The sequence below is a fragment of the Bradyrhizobium sp. AZCC 2230 genome (genome assembly GCF_036924495.1).
GTDB lineage: Bacteria > Pseudomonadota > Alphaproteobacteria > Rhizobiales > Xanthobacteraceae > Bradyrhizobium > Bradyrhizobium rifense.
Genome location: NZ_JAZHRS010000001.1, coordinates 4460097 through 4479055, shown reverse-complemented (window position 1 = coordinate 4479055; position 18959 = coordinate 4460097). Strand labels below are relative to the sequence as shown.

Below are 18959 nucleotides of genomic sequence, written 5' to 3'. Positions count from 1 at the left end.
GATCGCAAGTGTCCTCGAGCTGCTTTTCAACGGTGTCGCCTACGGCATCGTGCTGTTCCTGATCGCATGCGGATTGTCGATCACGATGGGCCTGATGGGTTTCACCAATCTGGCGCATGGTTCGATCGTGATGTTCGGCGGCTACCTCGTCGTCGTGCTGATGAAGGGCTTCGGCTGGCCGTTTCTGGCGACGATTCCCGTAGCGTTCGTCGTCTGCGCGCTCGTGGGAGCCGGGTTTGAGCGTCTGCTGTTTCGCCGGTTATATTCCGCCGGTGAACTCAATCAGGTTCTCCTGACCATCGGGCTGGTGTTCATATCGGTTGCGATCGCGACCTATCTGTGGGGCGCGGGACAGCAACCCCTTCAGATGCCGGCCTATCTGAACGCGCGCGTGACCCTCGGCCTGTTCGAGGTCAGTTCATACCGCCTGTTCCTCCTTCTGGTGGGGGGCGCAATGACGGGCCTGCTGGCGCTGGTGTTCGAGCGATCGAATCTCGGCGCGCAGGTTCGGGCTGCCGTCGACAACCGGCAGATGGCGATGAGTTGCGGTATCAACGTCGATCGCCTGTTCACGGTCGTGTTCGCCGTGGGATGCGGCATTGCCGGCACCGGCGGTGCGCTGAGCGTCAATTTGTTGGGGCTCGATCCGTCCTTTCCGCTCCGCTATCTCGTGTTCATTCTCATCGTCGTGACGGTCGGCGGCTCCGGATCGATCTGGGGAACGCTGATCGCAGCGCTGTTGCTCGGGATCTGCGACGTCTTCAGCAAGTATTATGTGCCGGAGGCGGGCGCTTTCACCATCTTCGCCTTCGCCGCGGTGATCCTGTTCTGGCATCCACAAGGGCTGTTCGGGAGATCGGCGACATGACGATGGTCGCCCTCAAATCGCTCGAACCGGTCAGGCTGCTTGCCGAGCGCAGCCGCTGGCGCACCACCGAGATCGTCTTCTGGTCGTTCGTGGTCGCCAGCTATTTCCTATTCCCCGGTTATCTGGTGCTGATCAGTCAAATTCTGATCGCTGGTCTTTTTGCCTTGTCGCTCGACCTGTTGCTCGGCTTTGGCGGCATGCCATCGCTGGGACACGCGGCGTTCTTCGGCCTCGGTGCCTACACGGCGGGACTTCTGGGGCAGATGGGCTGGGGTGAGCCGATCTCGGGGTTGCTGCTGTCGGGGATTGTTGCCGGTGTTTTCGGCCTGGTGTGCAGTCTCTTTCTGAGCCGGCTCAGGACAACCGCCTTTCTCATGGTGACGCTGACGCTCGGTCTGCTGTTGCGCGAATTTGCCAATCGATGGTCGGGTCTGACCGGCGGCGACGACGGGCTCTCGGATATTGCTCTGTGGCCCCTGTTCGGTGTCTTCAGGTTCGGCCTCTCGGGCCATACGGCGTTCTGGTACGGCCTGTGCGTCACTTTCATCGTTTTTCTGCTCGTTCGCCGGCTGGTGCATTCCCCGGTCGGTCTGGCGCTCGAGGCGATGCGCGAAAACGAACGCAGAGCGGTCGCGCTCGGCATATCGCCACGGTTGATGGTGATCGCCATATTCACCCTGTCATCGGCCATTGCCGGCCTCGCCGGCGCGCTGCTGACCCAGACAACCTCCTTTGTCGCGCTGGAGGTCCTCAGCTTCGAGCGTTCGGCAGGGGTCCTCATCATGCTCGTCCTGGGTGGCGTCGGAACGCTTTACGGCGCGCTTGTCGGGGCTGCCGTGTATCTCGTCGCACGGGATGTCCTGTCCGCACTGGATCCGGTCTACTGGTACTTCTGGCTCGGGCTCATCATCGTCATGGTGGTGCTGTTCGCCAATGACGGCCTGGTCGGCCTGTCGCAACGCCTTCAGGCGCGGGCCGTGCGGCGATGGGAGGCGGCATGACCGATCCCGTGCTTTTCACCCAAGGGCTGTGCAAGAGCTTCGGCGCGCTTCGCGTGACCAACAATCTCGATCTCCGCATCGAGGCCGGTGCGCGACACGCGCTGATCGGCCCGAACGGCGCGGGTAAAAGCACGCTGGTCAATTTGCTGACGGGCGTGCTGAAGCCGTCAAGCGGCAGGGTCTGGCTCAACGGCGAGGACATCACCAGGTTGCCGGCGGCGGAGCGGGTCTGGAAAGGCCTGTCGCGGACGTTTCAAGTGTCGACCATTTTCCCGCGCCTCACCGCGTTCGAGGCCGTGGTCCTTGCGGTCTGCCGACGCGAACGCCTGTTGCGCAATCCATCCCGCCTGTTGTCGGGCTGCAAGCCCCAGGCGGAGGAAGCCTGGGACTTTCTCGGGCGTTTTGGATTGACCGGAGTTGCGGACCGCCAGATGGGCGAGTTGGCATATGGTCAGCAACGCTTGACCGAGATCGTGCTGGCTCTCGCAGCGCGCCCCAAGGTTCTGCTGCTGGACGAACCGGCGGCCGGCGTCCCGGCGCAGGATAGCGAGGCGCTGTTCTCCGCGATCGAAAATCTGCCGAGGGATGTCGCGGTGCTGTTCATCGAGCACGACATGGAGCTCGTGTTTCGCTTCGCGGAGAAGATCACCGTTCTTGTCGCCGGCGAGTCGTTTCGAGAGGGCGTGCCGGCCGAGATCGCCTCCGATCCCGATGTGCGTCGGGTCTATTTGGGCGACGAAGATGACGAGTAAGCAGGTTCTTCTCCATATCGAATCGCTTTGCGCCGGCTACGGCGATTCCATCATCATTGAGGACATCGGCTTTTCGCTCGCAGCCGGCTCGTCGCTGGCATTGTTGGGTCGCAACGGCGTCGGAAAGTCGACCTTGTTCCGTACGCTGCTCGGGCATGCGCGCCAGCGCAGCGGCGTCATCCGCTTCAATTACCGCGATATCAGCGGAACGACGCCGTATGCGCGCGTCTGGCAGGGGTTGGGGTGGGTGCCGCAGGAACGGCTGATGTTTCCGAGCCTGACGGTCGCCGAGCATCTGGCGATCGCGGACCGCAAGGGCGCCTGGACGCTCGATCGTGTCTACGGCCTGTTTCCGCGGCTCAAGGAACGTCAGCGCAATCTGGGCGGACAGCTCTCCGGCGGCGAACAGCAGATGCTCGCCATTGCGCGGGCCCTGATGACCAATCCCACGCTGCTCTTGCTGGATGAGCCCTTGGAAGGGCTGGCGCCGATCGTCGTGAAGGAGGTCGGCGATTGCATCCGTCGCCTCGTCGAGGAGGAAGGGCAGGCCATCATTCTCGTCGAGCAGCGCGTGAAGTTTGCCTTGCGGCTGACGGAGGCCGCGCTCGTTCTCGATCGGGGCAGGGTGGCGTACTCCGGCCCCAGCAATGACCTGCTCAACAATGCCCGGTTGCTCGACGATCTGATCGGACTCCGGAGCGGGTCGAATCTTCAAGGTCAACGATCCGGTGGCGAAGTACGCCGAGAGCCCGATGGCATCACAGTGGGAGGACAATCATGAACCAGGTGAGCCTGCAAGTGGACGGTGAACTGATCGACGTTCCGAACTTCGAGGCGATGCTCAATCCGCATCCGCTCTATGCCGAGCTCGCCGCAATGGGCCCCGTCGTGCGGCTGCGGACCCATCTCGGCGTGGAAGTGTACGGCATTACCCAATGGGACACTGCGATCGCCGTGCTGCGTGACGCCCGCTTTTCGAAGAGCTCGATCAACATGCAGGAAGCGCTCAAGAAGAGCGGGCTGTCCGGGCCAGGCTCGGGCTTTCCGATCTCCGGGGCCAAATCAGGCAATCTCCTGAACACGGACCCGCCGGACCACACGCGGTTGCGCAACCTGGTCAACATGGCGTTTTCGCCCCGTCGCATCGAGTTGCTCCGCCTGCGCGTCGAAGCCCTGGTCGACGACCTCCTGTCGCGACTCGTCGGGCGCGAAGAAGCCGACATGATCGGTGAATTCGCCTATCCGATCGGCATCACCATGATCTGCGAACTGCTCGGCGTCCCGGACGACAGCCGATCGAACTTTCGTGACTGGGCGACGAAGGCGATGTCGCCGGGTCACGCGGATCAGCAGCAGAGCCTCAATCTTCTGATGCAATATCTTGGCGACCTGATCGCCGCGAAACGAAAGCTGGTGGATGACGGCGCGGCGCCGGATGCCCAGCCCGATGTCCTGTCGGCGATGATCGCCACACGCCTTACCAATGATGCGCTCACCGAGGACGAACTCGTCAGCATGTCGTATCTGATGCTGATCGCCGGGCATGAAACCACGGTCGGATTGATCGGCAACGCGTTGCTCCAACTCATGCGGCATCCGGAGCAGATGACGCAGCTCGCCGGTCAGCCGGACTTGATCAAGCAGGCGATCGAAGAGGTCTTGCGCTACGACGGCCCGGTGCACAGGACGACCATGCGCGCCACCGCGGAAGAGGTCGAAATCGGAGGCCTCACGATTCCGCGCGGAAGTTTCGTTCAGGTGCTGATTGCGGGGTGCAATCGCGATGCGGTGCGGTTTCCGGATCCCGATCGTTTCGACATCACCCGCAAGCCGTCGCAGAATCTCGCCTTTGGCTATGGCGCTCACTTCTGCCTCGGATTGCATCTGGCCCGGCTCGAAGCGCAAACCGCCATCACACGCGCCCTGAAAGCCCATCCCGGGATGCGCCTTGCCTGTTCGCCGGAGGATATCCCCTGGGCCAGGACGGTCATCCGCGCACCGGCGCGGTTGCCCGTGCGGTTCGGCCGTTGAGGGAATGTAACGATGCCGGTCATGTCCAACAATGAATCGCAGATGCGGGACCTTCACAACATCAGTGGAGGAAAATACGTCCGCGGTTCCTCTGCCTATTCGGTTTTCAACCCGGCGACGCTCGAAATCGTCGGGCGTGCGCCACTGTCGACGGCTTTCGACCTCGACGATGCCGTGACCTCTGCAACGATGGCATTGAAAGGTCAATGGTCGCGCGACGAGGCACTGCGCCGCGAGGCACTCGCCGCATGTGCGGATATTCTCGACCGGCATGTCGATGAACTGGCCCGGCTGCTGAGCCTCGAACAAGGCAAGCCTGTGGTGTCGGCTGCCGGAGAAGTCAGGATCGCCAGCCGGATTTGCCGGCACTATGCCGCGCGGACGACGCGACCTGAGATCATCCGCGATACCAATGCGGATCGTGTCACCGTGCTGCGTGCGCCGGTCGGGGTGGTTGGACTGATTGTCCCCTGGAATTTTCCTATGACGATCCTGTTCATGAAGCTCGGCCCGGCCATGTGGAGCGGCAACACCGTCATCATCAAACCGGCGCCGACGACCCCGCTGACGACGCTGAGGCTGGCCGAGCTGTTCAGTGGCGCGTTGCCCGCGGGCGTGCTGAACACAATAACCGGTGAAGGCGATATCGGCGAGGCATTGGTCGCTCATCCCGGAATCGCAAAAATATCCTTCACCGGATCGACCACAACGGGGCGCCGCGTCATGCAATCGGCGGCGTCGACGCTGAAGCGTCTGACGCTGGAACTCGGCGGCAACGATGCCGCGATCGTTCTGGAGGACGCCGATCCCGATCTCGTCGCGCCCCGTCTGTTTGCCAGCGCTTTCACCAATGCCGGTCAACTCTGCGCCGCGGTGAAGCGGCTGTATGTGCATCAGCGGGTCTATCCGCAGCTCGTCGAAAATCTCCGGAGGCTGGCGCGGGAAACGAGGGTCGGTGCTGGCGCGGCCGCAACCACGCAAATGGGCCCTGTCAACAACCGCATGCAATTCGACCGTATCCGGGGGCTGGTGGACGAGGCCAGAGCCGCTGGCGCGAACGTGTGCGACGATGGCGACGCGCTGCCAGATCTCCCCGGATATTTCCTGCGCCCCGCGATCGTCACGGGGCTTGCCGCGGACGCGCGTCTTGTGGTCGAGGAGCAGTTCGGGCCGGTTCTGCCCGTGCTTCCGTTCACGGAGACGGAGGGAGCCATTGCACAAGCCAATGCCTCCGAATTCGGGCTCGGCGGATCAGTGTGGTCGAACGATCCGCAGCGCGCCATCGATGTCGCTGCGCGACTCGAGGCCGGGAGTCTTTACGTCAACAGCCACGCCATTCCGCCCGACCCGGAGATTCCATTCGGCGGGATCAAGGCCAGCGGCTTCGGCTACGAACTCGGCGATTGGGGAATTGACGAATTCAGCATCCGAAGGGTGATGCGGGTCGAACACCCGGCGGGGGCGAAGGCATGAGACCGATGCGGGCGGCGGTATTCACCCAACCTGGCCGGGCGCTGGACATCGTCGAGGGGATCGAGATCGACGATCCGCGTCCCGGCGAGGTTCTCGTTCGCATTCGCTATTGCGGCGTTTGTCATTCCGACCTCAGCATCATCGATGGTACGTTGCCGTTTCCGACGCCCGCGATCCTCGGACATGAAGCGTCGGGAACGATCGCAGCGTTGGGTCCGGGCGTGACCGGACTTGCGGAAGGCGCCCGCGTCGTGCTCTCGATGCGGCCTCCGTGCGGACATTGCTACTGGTGCGTCCGCAACGAACCAGTTCTCTGCGCAGAAACGGCCGGACCGCCCGGTAGCGGCGAACCGCGGGCTTGGCACGAGGGCAAGCCGATCACGCGCGGTTTTCGTCTTGGCGCGTTCGCCGAATATGCGCTGGTCGAGGCGTCCGGTGTGGCGCTGGTCCCGGACGCGGTGCCGCTCGATGCCGCGGCCGTGGTCGGATGTGCCATTCAAACCGGGATCGGCTCGGTGACGAACGTCGCGAAAACCGAACCGGGGGCGACGGCCGCGGTCATTGGACTGGGCGGTGTAGGCTTGGCCGTGATCCAGGGACTGGTGCTTTCCGGAGCCGCGACGATCATCGGACTGGATCCTGTGGCCGAACGTCGGGACCGGGCCGTCGCGTTGGGAGCGACCCTCGCGCTCGATTCCGCCGACGCCGATCTGATGACGCGCGTCCTGGCCGCAACCGGGCGGATCGGATGCGACTACGTCTTTGATACCGTGTCTTCCACGCAGACGACGCAGCTTGCATCCGGCATGCTGAGGGCAGGGGGCAAGGTCGTTCTGATCGGCGTGACCGGTGAGCCGCAATCTCTCGGCATGTCGTCGATGGACCTCGTGATGCGCCAGAAATCCATCGTGGGATCCTTTCTCGGCAATTGTCATTCGCAGCGCGATCTTCCGAAGTACCTCACGCTGTGCTCTGCCGGGCGGCTCGATCTGGCGGCCCTGGTGACGGCCATACGGCCGCTGTCCGAAATCAATGTCGCGATGTCGGAGCTGCGCGCCGGCAAAGGTGTGCGCACCGTGCTGTCAATATGAAACGACAATAACGCACCGATTGAACCTGAACCGTTCCTTGAGGGAGGACATCCATGATCAAGAGCTTCGCGATTGCGATCGTCTTGGCGAGCATATTGCTGCAATCCGCTGCGATCGCAGAGCAGGCGCCGTTGCGTATCGGCCTGGTCTACTGCTTTTCCGGGCCGTTTGCGCTCGCGGGTGCTCAGGTCGATGCCGCCATCAACTTGTTCATGAAGCGCCACGGCGACGTTGTGGCCGGACGCAAGGTCGAGATCGTCCGGCGGGATACGACGGGTCCTGCTCCCGATGTTGCGCGCCGGCTCGCCGGAGAACTGGTCACGCGGGAGAAGGTCGACATTCTGACCGGCATCGACTTCACGCCAAACGCAATAGCCATCGCCGCAGTTTCCACCGAAGCCAAAATTCCGGTCTTCAGCATGAATGCCGGCTCGAGCGCTTTTCTGCCGAAGGCGCCTTATGGCGCGCGGTTTTCCTTTAGCGTGCCTCAGCAGGCTGTGCCGCTGGCGTCCTGGGCCGCAAGCAGCGGCATCAAATCGGTCTATTCGCTGGTGGCCGACTACAGCCCGGGCCTGGACGGCGAGAAGGCGTTCCAGACTGAATTCAAGCGGGCCGGTGGCCAGATCGTCGGATCGGTCCGCGTCCCGCTCAACAATCCGGATTTCGGTTCCTATCTCCAGCGCATCAAGGAAGCCAAGCCGGATGCTGTTTTCGTGTTCCTGCCGTCCGGCGGCGGCGATTTGCCGGTTCTGTTCCTGAAGGCGTTCAACGAGACCGGCCTTTCGGCTTCAGGAGTCAAGATCATCGGAACCGGTGAGACCGATGAGGTGTCGATCGATGCGCTCGGGGACGCCGCGCTCGGGATGGTCACGGCCTCGCATTACTCCGCCGCGCACGAGAGCGAGTTGAACAAGGCGTTTGTTCGCGATTTTGAAGCCTCGACCGGAGGAAAGCAGCGCGTCAGTTTTGCCGCCGTGGCCGCCTATGACACGATGGCCGCGATCTACAGGCTTGCCGAGGCCCAGAATGGCCGGCTGGATGCGGAAAAAACCGTCGAGCTTCTGAAAGGCCTCAAACTCGACAGCCCGCGCGGCCCGATCGAGATCGATGGATCGAGAGACATCGTACAGACCATCTACATCAGGCGCGTCGAACGACGAAACGGACGGCTGGAGAATATCGAGTTCAGCAGTGTCCCCAACGTGCCGGCGACCGAGGCGCGTTGATCACATGAATCGTTGGCTGCGACCGTCGACGTGATGTCCGTCGCCACACAGCGGAAAGGGTAGCCATGAACTTCGATACCAAGCCAATCCCGGGTACGATCGCCGTCTTCGGGGCCAATGCGCACATCGGAAAGCCGCTTGCGAAGTTTTTACATTTCAAAGCTCCGCACGTGAAGCTGAGGCTCATCTCCAGCAATCCCGCAACGACGAAGAACCTCGGGCAGGAATTTCCGGATGCGCTGGTATGTCGCGCTGACTACTTCGACCGGGCATCGCTGGACGATGCTCTCCGGGATGCGGAAGGGATATTCATCGTCACGCCAACCTACCTGGACGAACAGGTTGCGATGACCAATCTCGTCGCTTCAATCAAAGTGGTCGCTTCAGCGGTACATATCGTTCGGATCGTCGGGCACGAGCCGGAACAGACGATCGACCGAATTCCGCAGAGGCTGCGTGAGTTCGGGAGTGGCACGGCGACGCAACATTTCATCGCGCGCGAGGTGTTGGGCGCGAGCGGACTCCCGATCACGTATCTCAATATCGGGGCATCCTACATGGATAATTTCATCAGGATTGCGGAAATTACCCGGCGGACCAAGTCCCTGGTGTGGCCGCAACGCTATATCCCATACATCGATCCGCGGGAGGTCGGGGAGATTGCGGCCCGCATATTGCTGTCTCCCGATCGTCGGTACCTGCACCAGTTTCTGACCATCAACAACGGTCATGATTTGCTCACGTCAGATGCCGTCGCGGCAATCCTGAGCGATGTTTTGCTCGAGCGGATCTCTCATGACGGATCAAAGGAGACGTTCTTGCGAGAGTTTACCGGGATCTGGGAGAGGCGTTACAACAGGAAGGGAGTCGCAGAGTACCTTTGGGACTTCTTCAAGTACGAGGCCGAAAATTGTGCATTTCAATCGCTCAACGATGTGGCAGAGCGGATCCTGCAACGGAAGCCTATGGCCCTGCGCGCATTCTTCCAGGAACATCGGGCGTTGATATACTAGGTTGCTCGACAAGCTTCCGAGTTTAGGCGGACGATCGGAGGAAATATCGCAGATTTGCGTCGTGTGGGGAAAGGCGGTAGCGGTCTTCCGCTACCAAGCCTGCGATTTTGCACTCTAAACTACGATTTTGTGCGCATTCTTGCGGTAGATGGTAGCACCCCAGCGTCGGCAGATCAGCATCTACGGCAACGACCGTTTGCTGCGCGTGCCTAAGCTGGCTTGCCGAATGCCGGCCGCGCGTCCCTCGCGGCGATGCCGTGGGTGAGCGCGACCATGGCGAACTTGGTCATGGCATAGCCGACATTGCTGCCCACGCGCTTTCCGGAGAGGAATCCCAGATTGACGACCCGTCCATGACCGTAGACGGCCAGATGAGGCAGAACGGGTCTGACGAGGCGCAAGGGACCCTTGACGTTCACGCGCCGCATGTCATGCAGTTCGCTCTCGCCTTCGTCGGAGACGCGAACTCTGGTGTTGATTCCGGCTGCATTGACGATGGCATCGACGCCGCCCCACCGCGCGACCGTTGCATTGGCCCAGGCGAGCGGGCTCATGGCGTCTTCGGCTTCATAGCGGTGCGTCATCAGTCGCTCGCCTTCAGCAAGACAGCCCGGATCGCGAAGCGTCGCCGAATCTTGTGACAGCTAAAGTAAGCAAGCCTTTCGAAATTGGACGGGAGTGTGCAGGTCCGACAATAGAGGTCGCTTACGCTCGTCTTAGGGACAGAAACTCCAAGCTGGGTCTTGTCGCCTTTGGTCGTTCAATTGGACGCGCCGGCCCATACGGGATCAACGTCCTGTACGACGCGATAGCTCAACACCTTGACTTGTCCGGTGTCTGTGTCGACGGCGACCTCGCAATCATGGACGGCGAAGACGGGGATGTTGATCGCATCGACGAAATGGCCGGCGACGCGGCTGGGCATCGCGGGCACACCGGCTCCTGTGAAGGCGTCTGTGCCGGAGACTGGGCCGATCTGCGCTTAGCACGGGCTGCAACTTCGCTGACTAGGCGACCGGAGCCGGGCGCTCCGGCGATTTAAGTTCGCCCGACGTCTAATCGCATGTGACCGATCATTTGTGGTCTAGCGTTTCACGCCCGCGAGACGCAAGTGAAGGCCAAGAATTAGTGCCACAGAGCAGCTCTGACAGCAGGTTAGTCAAAGCTGCGGCATCTGATTTGCCAAGCCTATCCAAAAATTCCTGCTGAATGGACGTTATCAGCGGGCCAACGTCCTCGAAATGCGCTGCTCCTCTGCGCGAGAGGAAGATTAGAACCTTGCGCCGGTCGTGCGGGTCGGGACCGCGATAAACCTCGGCCGATTCGACCATCTTATCGATGATTTTTGTGAGCGTCGGACCATCGACAAAGAGCCGCGTTGCCAGTTCGCCCATCGGCAGCCCATTCCGTTCAGTTAGCGCCTCCAGCACACGGTACTGGTGCAGAGATACGCCCTTTGGCTTGAGTTCCGCCTCCAGCACCTGCTCGAGTCGGCGGTTCACGCCTCGGATGAGATCAGGTAGATCCACTCTATAGGCCCTCGGCGAATTATTTGAGATTTCAACCTTTGCCTTGGAATGTAAAGTCGGGCAAGTGGAAAGCAGCTTTTGCTCTAGTTGCCTAATGGACGGGCTGATGCCGCCGCCCGCGCCGGAAAAAGGGGCAGCCCCGCTCCGAGACTGAGTGCTTTCACTGCAGAACCGTCCTTTTGGGGGCCGGATTGTCCTTGGCACGATTCGTGAGTGGTGTGTGTCTGGAAGCGCGGAGACACCGCCGTTGCGTAGCGTTCGAATATGTCTGCTCGTCCCGCAGAGCGGAGCAGCGGGACTTTGGGCCCCGTCGGCTGAGGCCTGCGGTCGCTTGGCTGTCGACGAAATCAACAACATGTCCGGCATCCTGCGGCGTCCGGTCGAGCTACGCGTAGTGAATGCGGGAGAGACCGGTGCGAGCGCGGGCCAGGCCGCGCGCGATGCCATCGAAATCGATGGTGTCGACGGTATCGTCGGGATGTTGCCCAGCTTTGCGCGCGATTTCGTGGCGCGTATTGCTGGCGGCCGCGTTCCCTTCATCTATACTCCGCAGTTCGAGGGGCACTCGCCGACGTCGGATGTGATGGCGACCGGCGAGACAGCCGAAGAGCTTCTTGCGCCTGCGATTCAATGGCTCTCGGAAGCGAGGCATGCCCGCCGCTATTTCCTCTGCGGCAACGATTACGTTTGGCCGCGCTCGTCCTTACGGATCGCGCGCGCTTTGATCGCCCGCTTTGGGGGAATAGCGACGGGAGAGTACTATCTGCCTGTGGGTTGGCACGACTTCGATGAAATCATGGAGCAGATCAAAGCCACGCGCTCGGACGTCGTCCTTCCGTATTTCCTGGGGCTCGACTGCATCGCATTCAATCGCGCGTTCTGCGCGGCTGGATTGAGCTCGCGCGTGTTGCGGTTTTCTTCGGCGATCGACGAGACCGTAGCGTACGGACTCGATGTCCACGAGACCGAAAACCTCTACGCTACCTCAAGCTACTATGCGTCAATCCGCTCGCGCAACAATGGTGCGTTCCTGGAGCGTTATCATACGGCGTTCGGCGACAGTCCCCCGCCCGTAAACGCCTTCGGTGAATCCTGCTACGAAGGAATCTATTCGCTCGCAGCCCTGATTGAGGAAGCTGAGAGCCTGGATGCACGCAAGTTGATGCGCCTTTACGGCCGAACATTCCAGCAGCGCACGGCGCGAGGCGATCAAGTGCGATCCGTGGTCGGGGGGCGGCACCCCATCTATCTCGCCCAGGTCGACGGCTATGACTTCTCAATCGTCACGCGGCGATAAAACACTTGCTTTTTCAAATATTGTATTCTTAATATTTTCCGTATCAAAAACGTATGGGGACGTCTATGCCTTTTTCTCGTCGCCGCTTCTTGCGGCACTCGGCCTTAGCCACGACGACATTGATTGCCGCGCCCGCGGTCTTCCGCTCTGGCGCATTCGGCGCGGAAAACCCGATCGTCGTCGGCAGTCTGCACGACCAGTCAGGGCCGATCGCAGCCTCGGGGACCCCGATGGTCTACGCGCTGCAGCTCGCCGTGGACGAGATCAACGCCGGCGGCGGCTTGCTGGGCCGGCCGTTGAAGGTGATCCACTATGACACCCAGTCCAACATCCAGATGTATTCGCAATTCGCCCAGCAGCTCGCTGTGAAAGACAAGGTCGACGTGGTCCACGGCGGCATCACCTCGGCGTCGCGCGAGGCGGTGCGTCCGACCTTTGACCGCTTCAAGGTGCTCTACTTCTACAACGTGCTCTACGAAGGCGGCGTCTGCGACCGTAATACGTTCTGCACCGGCACGACGCCCGCGCAGACGGTGGAGAAGCTGGTGCCGACCGCGATGAAGAAGGCGGGCAAGAAGGCATACATCATCGCCGCCGACTACAATTACGGCCAGATCACCGCGAAGTGGATGACCAAATACGTCAAGGACAATGGTGGCGAGGTGCTGTCGACCGACTTCTTCCCGCTCGACGTCACCAACTTTGGCACGACCATCTCCAAGATCCAGGCGGCGAAGCCCGACCTCATCCTGTCGGCGTTGGTCGGCGGCAACCACACCGCCTTCTACCGGCAATGGACCTCGGCCGGCATGAAGGGCAAGATTCCGATCGCGTCGACCACCTTCGGTCTCGTCAACGAGCCGACGACGCTCGATGCCGCCGAGAGCGATTCGATCCTCGGCTCGTACGGCTATTTCGAGGAGCTCACCACGCCCGCCTCCAAGAGCTTCGTCGACAAGATCAAGAAGGCGCATCCGGACTCGCCCTATGTCAGCGAGCTCGCTGCCTGTACTTATGAGGGCGTCATGCTCTGGGCGGAAGGCGTGAAGAAGGCCGCCAGCATCGACCGCATGAAGGTGATCGAGGCGCTGGAGAGCGGGATCGCTTTCGACGGTCCAAGCGGCAAGGTCTCACTGGACAAGCCGACCCATCACACCACCCGCAACGCGTTCCTCGCCGAAGTGAAGGATCGCAAATGGTCGGTGCTGGAGAGCTACTCCGACGTCAAGCCGGCCGATACGGCGAGTGTGTGCGATCTCGTCAAGAATCCGACCGACACCAAGCAGTACATCATCAATCTCTGAGGCGTAGCGGGCCCCGCACACCGGCGGGGCCCGCTATATCGGGGCCTGAAAGAATCCAAAGAATGGCGCTCTACCTCATCGTCGCGCTCGACGTCCTGAACGGAATATCGTTGTTGTTCCTGTTGTGCCTCGGGCTGGCGATCATTTTCGGCATGATGAAGATCATCAATCTCGCCCATGGCGAGTTCATCATGCTCGGTGCTTACGCGACCGTCATATCGGCAAATGCAGGCGTCAATATCTGGATCGCGATGCTGGTCGTCGCTCCGCTCTTCGTCGGTCTCGTGGGTCTCATCATCGAGCGCTGTCTCATTCGCTTTCTTTATGGGCGTCTCGTCGATTCCATGCTGGCGACCTGGGGGCTGAGCCTTCTGATCATCGGTATCGTCACGACGATCTACGGCAACACGCAGCAAGGTGTGCCCACGCCGCTAGGCGGTTTCTCCATTGGTTCCTATCAATCCAGCTATTACACGCTGTTCCTGGCCGGCATGGCGATCGCCATGATGGCGCTGGTCTACGGCGTCATGCGTCACACCCGGTTGGGACTGATCGCTCGCGCAACGATGCAAAATCCGGCGATGGCAGCGACCTTGGGTGTCAATCCGACCAGGGTCTATATGAGCACTTTTGCGGTCGGCGCTGCCGTCACGGGATTGGCCGGCGGCCTGGTGGCGCCCGTCTCGGGCATCACGCCCGGCATGGGCGGCGCCTATGTCGCCAAGGCCTTCATGACTGTCGTCGGCGGTGGCGCAGCCATGCTGTCGGGCACGATGTCGGCGGCGAGCCTGTTCGGCGCTGTCAATCAAGTCGGCGCCTTTTTCACGACGCCGGTCTATGGCGAGGTTCTCGTGTTCACGGCAGCGATCGTCCTGATCCGCCTACTGCCGCAGGGCATCTCCGGACGCTTCTTCAAGGGGAATTTGTAATGGCCGTCCGCTTTAGCCTTGTGGCCCAGGCGGTCGTCGTCGTTCTCGCGATCGTTGCGATCGCGGTGATTCCCAGCGTGATCGAGCTGTTCGCGATGATGCAGCTGACATTGTTCGCGGCGATGGCAGTCTTGGCGCTCAGCCTTGCCTTTATCTGGGGTTTTGGCGGTATCCTGTCGTTCGGCCAAACGGCCTTCTTCGGCCTGGGCGGCTATGCCTACGCGATATCAGCGGTCAACTTCCAGGATTCGACGCCGTCGATCCTGCTCGCCATTATTATTCCAGCGCTGTTCGCCGCGATCCTGGGCTATTTCATCTTCTTCGGTCGCATCTCCGACGTCTATCTTGGCGTGATCACGCTGACCGTCACGCTGATCCTGTTCAATTGCGTCAACTCGACCTCGGGGGATGAATACAGGATCGGCAAGGCGTTGCTCGGCGGTTTCAACGGCATGCCGGCCGTGCCGACCTTCAACGTGCCATTTTATCCGGACCAGGTTCTGTCGCCGGAACAATCCTGGTGGGTGACAGGCGGAGCGTTGCTTGGCGTTTTCCTGCTGCTGCGCTTGCTGCTGTCGCTCCCGGCCGGCCGCATTGTCGTGGCCGTTCGCGAGAACGAGACCCGCGCCTCCTTGCTCGGCTATGACCCGCGCAAGGTCAAGCTGCTCACCTTCATTCTGAGCGGCGCGATAGCGGGACTGGCCGGCGCGCTCTACGTCAACTGGGGTGCGTTTGTCGGTCCGACCATTTTCAGCCTGTCGCTGTCGGCCGAGATCATTATTTGGATCACGGTGGGTGGCCTCGGCACCTTGCTCGGACCTGTCGTCGGCTGCGTCCTGATCGAATACATCGTCGCCTACATCGGCTCGCAACAGGCCTTGAATTCGAACCTCGTTCTCGGGGCGGTTCTGGTCGTGTTCGTGCTATTGCTGCCGAAGGGGTTGGTGCCGACGGCGCGCGACCTCCTGATGCGGCTGGTGCCCGCGCCCAAAACGAAGAGGCAGCTGGCTGACGAGCAGGTGCCGCCCTCTGCGGCGACGTCCCACATGGCCGGAGCTGAATGACCATGGCGGACCTTATCCCTCTGCTCAAGGCCGAGCACCTCACGATGCAGTTTGGCGGTGTGGTCGCCAACGACGACATCACCTTCACCTTGGAGGAGATGGAGCTGCGCTGCTTGATCGGACCGAACGGCGCCGGCAAGAGCACATTCTTCAAGACGCTGACCGGACAATTGGTGCCGACCTCTGGCGCGATCGCATTTCGTGGCCAGTCGATCACCGGCAAGCTGTCGCACGAGATCGCCCGCATGGGGATCGGGATCAAGACGCAAGTGCCTAATGTTTTCAACGGTCTTTCGGTGCGCGAGAACATCTGGCTCGCCGTCCGCCGCAAGGCGACGCCTCGGGCGCAAGGCCCCGCGGTCGATGCCGTGCTGGAGATGATCCGGTTGACCGATCATGCCGACCGCATCGTTGCGACGCTGTCGCATGGCCAGCGCCAGTGGGTGGAAATCGGCATGGTATTGGCGGCTGAACCGGAATTGATCTTGCTCGATGAGCCAGCTGCCGGGATGACCGACGGGGAGACCTTGCACACTGCCGCGATCATTCGCGAGATCAACAAGACCCGGGCGATCATCGTCGTCGAGCACGATATGGAATTCATCAAGCAGATCGCCAAGAAGGTGACGGTGTTTCATCAGGGGCGCGTGCTGATCGAAGACACCGTGGACAAGGTCATGGCCGACCAGCGCGTGCGCGATGTCTATCTCGGCAAGAAGGTGGCGGCATGAGCGCGCTCCTCGAGGTCCGGGACCTGCGCTCAGGCTACGGCCGCATTCCGATCCTGTTCGGCATCGACATGACGCTGCAGGACGGTGAGTATCTCGGCATTCTCGGCCACAACGGCATGGGCAAGACCACGACGCTGCGGGCATTGATGGGGCATCTGCCGACCACCGGCGGCACGGTCGCCTTCGCAGGCAAGACAATCACCCATCTCAAGCCGCACGAGCGGTCCCGCCTGGGAATTGGGCTCGTGCCGCAGGGCAGGGAGATATTTCCCGACCTGAGCGTCCTTGAGAATTTGCGCATGGGCCTTGCGGCGGCGCCGAAGGAGGACCGCTCGGTCATCGACACCGTGCTGGAGGATTTCCCGCGCTTGGTACGCCTGCTCGATCGGCGTGGCGGAGCACTGTCGGGCGGCGAGCAGCAATTGCTCGCGCTTGCGCGCTGTCTCTGCACCAGGCCGAAGCTCATATTGCTGGACGAACCCACCGAGGGCATCCAGCCGTCGATCATCGAGGAGATCATCGAGACCCTGCTCGCGCTGAAGAAGCGATGGAGCATGTCGCTGATCGTAGTCGAGCAGAACCTCGAATTCATCACCTCGCTCTCCGACCGGATCCTCAACATCCAGAAGGGACGCATCACGGGAGAGCTCGACCGTGAAAGCCTTCTGGCGCGGGATGCGACCATGCACCCAGCCTAGCCAGTTTCGGCGCTGCCGCGCCGGCCATTGCGAATGCGATCTATGTCTTCTCTGCCAGCTTGTCTTCACAAGAAAGGATGACTCATGTCTATCAAGCGTCCAACCGCCGAGGATGTCGCCGAACTCGCTGCGAGCCTGCATATGAACATGACGGTCGGAGAGGCCGGAAGCTATCTCTCGCTGATGGGCGGGATGTTCGATGCTTACGATGTCGTCGACGAACTGCCGAACCCGCTGCCGCCGGTTAAATATCCGCGCACGCCGGGCTCCAAGCCGATGCCGAAGGACAACAAATACGGCGCCTGGGCAATCAAGACCGAGGTCAAGGGCGCAGCGAGCGGTAAGCTCGCCGGTCGCACGGTTGTGCTGAAGGACAATGTCGCACTCGCCGGCGTCCCTATGATGAACGGCTCGACCACGCTCGAAGGCTTCATTCCCGCGGCAGATGCGACGATCGTAACCCGCATTCTCGATGCCGGCGGTACCATCGTCGGGAAGGCCGTATGCGAGCATTTCTGTTTGTCGGGCGGCAGTCATACCTCCCATCCGGCACCGGTCCACAATCCGCTGAAGATGGGCTATTCGGCCGGTGGATCCTCGTCGGGCAGCGCCGCGCTGGTCGCTGCCGGCGAGGTCGATATGTCGATCGGTGGCGATCAGGGCGGCTCGATTCGTATCCCGGCATCCTATTGCGGCATCTATGGCATGAAGGCGACGCACGGGCTCGTGCCGTATACGGGCGTGATGCCGATCGAGTCGACCATCGACCACACCGGCCCCATGACGGCCAACGTCGCCGATAATGCGTTGTTGCTGGAAGTGCTGGCCGGGGCCGACGGGCTCGACCCGCGCCAATATGCGCCGAAGGTCACGAGCTACACGGAGATGCTCCGCAAAGGCGTGAAAGGCATGAAGATCGGCATCCTCAAGGAGGGATTTGCCGTTGCGAACATGCAAGAGGGCGTGGCCAACAAAGTGAAGGCCGGCGCGGAACGCTTCGCAAAGCTCGGTGCCAGCGTGTCGGAGGTCTCGATCCCAGAGCACCTGCACGCGCTCGCCGCCTGGAATCCGATCACGCTGGAAGGATTCCTGGTCCAGATGATGATCGGCAACGGCATGGGCTTCAACTGGAAGGGGCTCTATGACGTCGGTCTTCTCGACGCGCATTCCAGCTGGCGCAACCGCGCCGACGATCTGTCGGAGACGCTCAAGCTCACCATGCTGGTCGGGCAGTGGGGCGTCAGCCACTACCGCGGCCGCTACTATGCCAAATCGCGCAACATCGCGATCGCTGCCAAGGCGGCCTATGATGCAGTGTTTGGCTCCTATGATCTGCTGCTGATGCCGACCTTGCCCTGTGTCGCCACGCCGATCCCCGCCAAGGACGCGCCGCTCTCCGAAATCGTCCAGCGTGCCTTCGAGATGACGGCCACCACCAGTCCGTTCGATGTCACCGGTCATCCCGCGATGAGCATACCCTGCGGCCTCTCGGACGGCCTGCCGGTCGGCCTGATGCTGATCGGCAAGGACTACAACGAGGCGACGATCTACCAGGCGGCCAGCGCGTTTGAGGCCGACGGCGATTGGAAGAAGTTCTGATGATCACGATCACCGCCGTCATCAGGGCGAAAGCCGGCCATGAGGTCACGATGCGCGATGCACTCGTGGCCGTCGCTGCCAATGTCGCAGCCAATGAGCCAGAAACGATCGGGTTCTTCATCTCGCAGAGCGAGGACGATCCTCGTGTCTTTACGACATATGAGCGCTTTGCCGACAGGGCAGCGATGGATCGCCACAACGGTTCGGCGGTCGTCGCGACCTTCTTCGGGATCGCAAAGCCGATCCTGGACGGTGAGGCGATCCTGGTCACGTCGCAAGAAGTCTCGGCGACGCTTCGCTAGGGCATGATCTGAACAGCGCAGAGGCGGTTTTAACGGCAAGAACGGGAGGGC

The 18959-nt window shown here is 61.5% G+C and carries 20 protein-coding genes; 17 read left to right on the top strand and 3 right to left on the bottom strand.

Annotated elements, in window-relative coordinates:
- Position 1 precedes the first annotated feature (1 nt).
- The 9 genes from V1280_RS21420 to V1280_RS21380 all read left to right on the top strand — a co-directional run bounded on the left by V1280_RS21420 (position 2) and on the right by V1280_RS21380 (position 9455).
- Positions 2–868: a branched-chain amino acid ABC transporter permease gene (locus V1280_RS21420; RefSeq protein WP_334538376.1), complete on the top strand. Its 867-nt coding sequence runs from the start codon at positions 2–4 to the stop codon at positions 866–868.
- Entirely contained in the window at positions 865–1869 is a 1005-nt protein-coding gene (locus tag V1280_RS21415) for a branched-chain amino acid ABC transporter permease (protein ID WP_334528433.1), read from the top strand. The genes V1280_RS21420 and V1280_RS21415 overlap by 4 nt, the downstream gene beginning before the upstream one ends.
- Positions 1866–2621: an ABC transporter ATP-binding protein gene (locus tag V1280_RS21410; RefSeq protein WP_148771047.1), complete on the top strand. Its 756-nt coding sequence runs from the start codon at positions 1866–1868 to the stop codon at positions 2619–2621. Before V1280_RS21415 ends, V1280_RS21410 begins: the two co-directional genes overlap by 4 nt.
- Positions 2611–3402, top strand: a complete 792-nt coding sequence (locus V1280_RS21405; protein WP_334528430.1) for an ABC transporter ATP-binding protein — start codon at positions 2611–2613, stop codon at positions 3400–3402. The genes V1280_RS21410 and V1280_RS21405 overlap by 11 nt, the downstream gene beginning before the upstream one ends.
- Positions 3399–4652, top strand: coding sequence for a cytochrome P450 family protein (locus tag V1280_RS21400; protein WP_334528428.1), 1254 nt, complete (start codon positions 3399–3401; stop codon positions 4650–4652). Before V1280_RS21405 ends, V1280_RS21400 begins: the two co-directional genes overlap by 4 nt.
- A 21-nt stretch (positions 4653–4673) precedes the next feature.
- Entirely contained in the window at positions 4674–6125 is a 1452-nt protein-coding gene (locus V1280_RS21395) for an aldehyde dehydrogenase family protein (protein ID WP_334528425.1), read from the top strand.
- Positions 6122–7216, top strand: coding sequence for an alcohol dehydrogenase catalytic domain-containing protein (locus tag V1280_RS21390; protein WP_334528422.1), 1095 nt, complete (start codon positions 6122–6124; stop codon positions 7214–7216). Before V1280_RS21395 ends, V1280_RS21390 begins: the two co-directional genes overlap by 4 nt.
- Positions 7217–7269: 53 nt before the next feature.
- On the top strand, positions 7270–8442 hold the full coding sequence (locus tag V1280_RS21385) for an ABC transporter substrate-binding protein (protein WP_334528419.1): 1173 nt from the start codon (positions 7270–7272) through the stop codon (positions 8440–8442).
- A gap of 65 nt (positions 8443–8507) precedes the next feature.
- A complete protein-coding gene (locus V1280_RS21380) occupies positions 8508–9455 on the top strand; it encodes an NmrA family NAD(P)-binding protein (protein WP_334528416.1) in 948 nt (315 codons plus the stop codon).
- 209 nt (positions 9456–9664) lie between these two features.
- Here the strand turns inward: V1280_RS21380 and V1280_RS21375 are convergent, their stop codons facing one another.
- From V1280_RS21375 to V1280_RS21365, 3 genes are all read right to left on the bottom strand, one after another.
- Positions 9665–10039: an SDR family NAD(P)-dependent oxidoreductase gene (locus tag V1280_RS21375; RefSeq protein ID WP_334528413.1), complete on the bottom strand. Its 375-nt coding sequence runs from the start codon at positions 10037–10039 to the stop codon at positions 9665–9667.
- A gap of 176 nt (positions 10040–10215) precedes the next feature.
- On the bottom strand, positions 10216–10389 hold the full coding sequence (locus V1280_RS21370; protein ID WP_334528411.1) for a hypothetical protein: 174 nt from the start codon (positions 10387–10389) through the stop codon (positions 10216–10218).
- Positions 10390–10528: 139 nt separating this feature from the next.
- Positions 10529–10984 (bottom strand): MarR family winged helix-turn-helix transcriptional regulator, encoded by a 456-nt coding sequence (locus V1280_RS21365; protein ID WP_334528408.1) that lies wholly within the window; start codon positions 10982–10984, stop codon positions 10529–10531.
- Between the two features lie 247 nt (positions 10985–11231).
- Here V1280_RS21365 and V1280_RS21360 point away from each other — a divergent pair, with 247 nt between their 5' ends.
- The 8 genes from V1280_RS21360 (at position 11232) to V1280_RS21325 (ending at position 18908) form a co-directional block, all read left to right on the top strand.
- Positions 11232–12281 carry a substrate-binding domain-containing protein gene (locus V1280_RS21360; protein WP_334538375.1) on the top strand — a complete coding sequence of 350 codons (1050 nt, stop codon included), beginning with the start codon at positions 11232–11234 and terminating at the stop codon, positions 12279–12281.
- 65 nt (positions 12282–12346) lie between these two features.
- Positions 12347–13585: an urea ABC transporter substrate-binding protein gene (locus tag V1280_RS21355; protein ID WP_334528405.1), complete on the top strand. Its 1239-nt coding sequence runs from the start codon at positions 12347–12349 to the stop codon at positions 13583–13585.
- A 62-nt stretch (positions 13586–13647) separates the two neighbouring features.
- Complete coding sequence (locus V1280_RS21350; RefSeq protein ID WP_334528402.1) at positions 13648–14514, top strand: branched-chain amino acid ABC transporter permease; 867 nt, start codon at positions 13648–13650, stop codon at positions 14512–14514.
- Positions 14514–15578, top strand: a complete 1065-nt coding sequence (locus tag V1280_RS21345; protein WP_334528399.1) for a branched-chain amino acid ABC transporter permease — start codon at positions 14514–14516, stop codon at positions 15576–15578. Before V1280_RS21350 ends, V1280_RS21345 begins: the two co-directional genes overlap by 1 nt.
- Positions 15579–15580: 2 nt before the next feature.
- Positions 15581–16309 (top strand): ATP-binding cassette domain-containing protein, encoded by a 729-nt coding sequence (locus tag V1280_RS21340; protein WP_334528396.1) that lies wholly within the window; start codon positions 15581–15583, stop codon positions 16307–16309.
- Positions 16306–17007, top strand: a complete 702-nt coding sequence (locus tag V1280_RS21335) for an ABC transporter ATP-binding protein (protein WP_148771167.1) — start codon at positions 16306–16308, stop codon at positions 17005–17007. The genes V1280_RS21340 and V1280_RS21335 overlap by 4 nt, the downstream gene beginning before the upstream one ends.
- 84 nt (positions 17008–17091) lie before the next feature.
- On the top strand, positions 17092–18606 hold the full coding sequence (locus V1280_RS21330; RefSeq protein ID WP_334528391.1) for an amidase: 1515 nt from the start codon (positions 17092–17094) through the stop codon (positions 18604–18606).
- On the top strand, positions 18606–18908 hold the full coding sequence (locus tag V1280_RS21325; protein ID WP_334528389.1) for a putative quinol monooxygenase: 303 nt from the start codon (positions 18606–18608) through the stop codon (positions 18906–18908). The genes V1280_RS21330 and V1280_RS21325 overlap by 1 nt, the downstream gene beginning before the upstream one ends.
- Positions 18909–18959 lie beyond the last annotated feature (51 nt).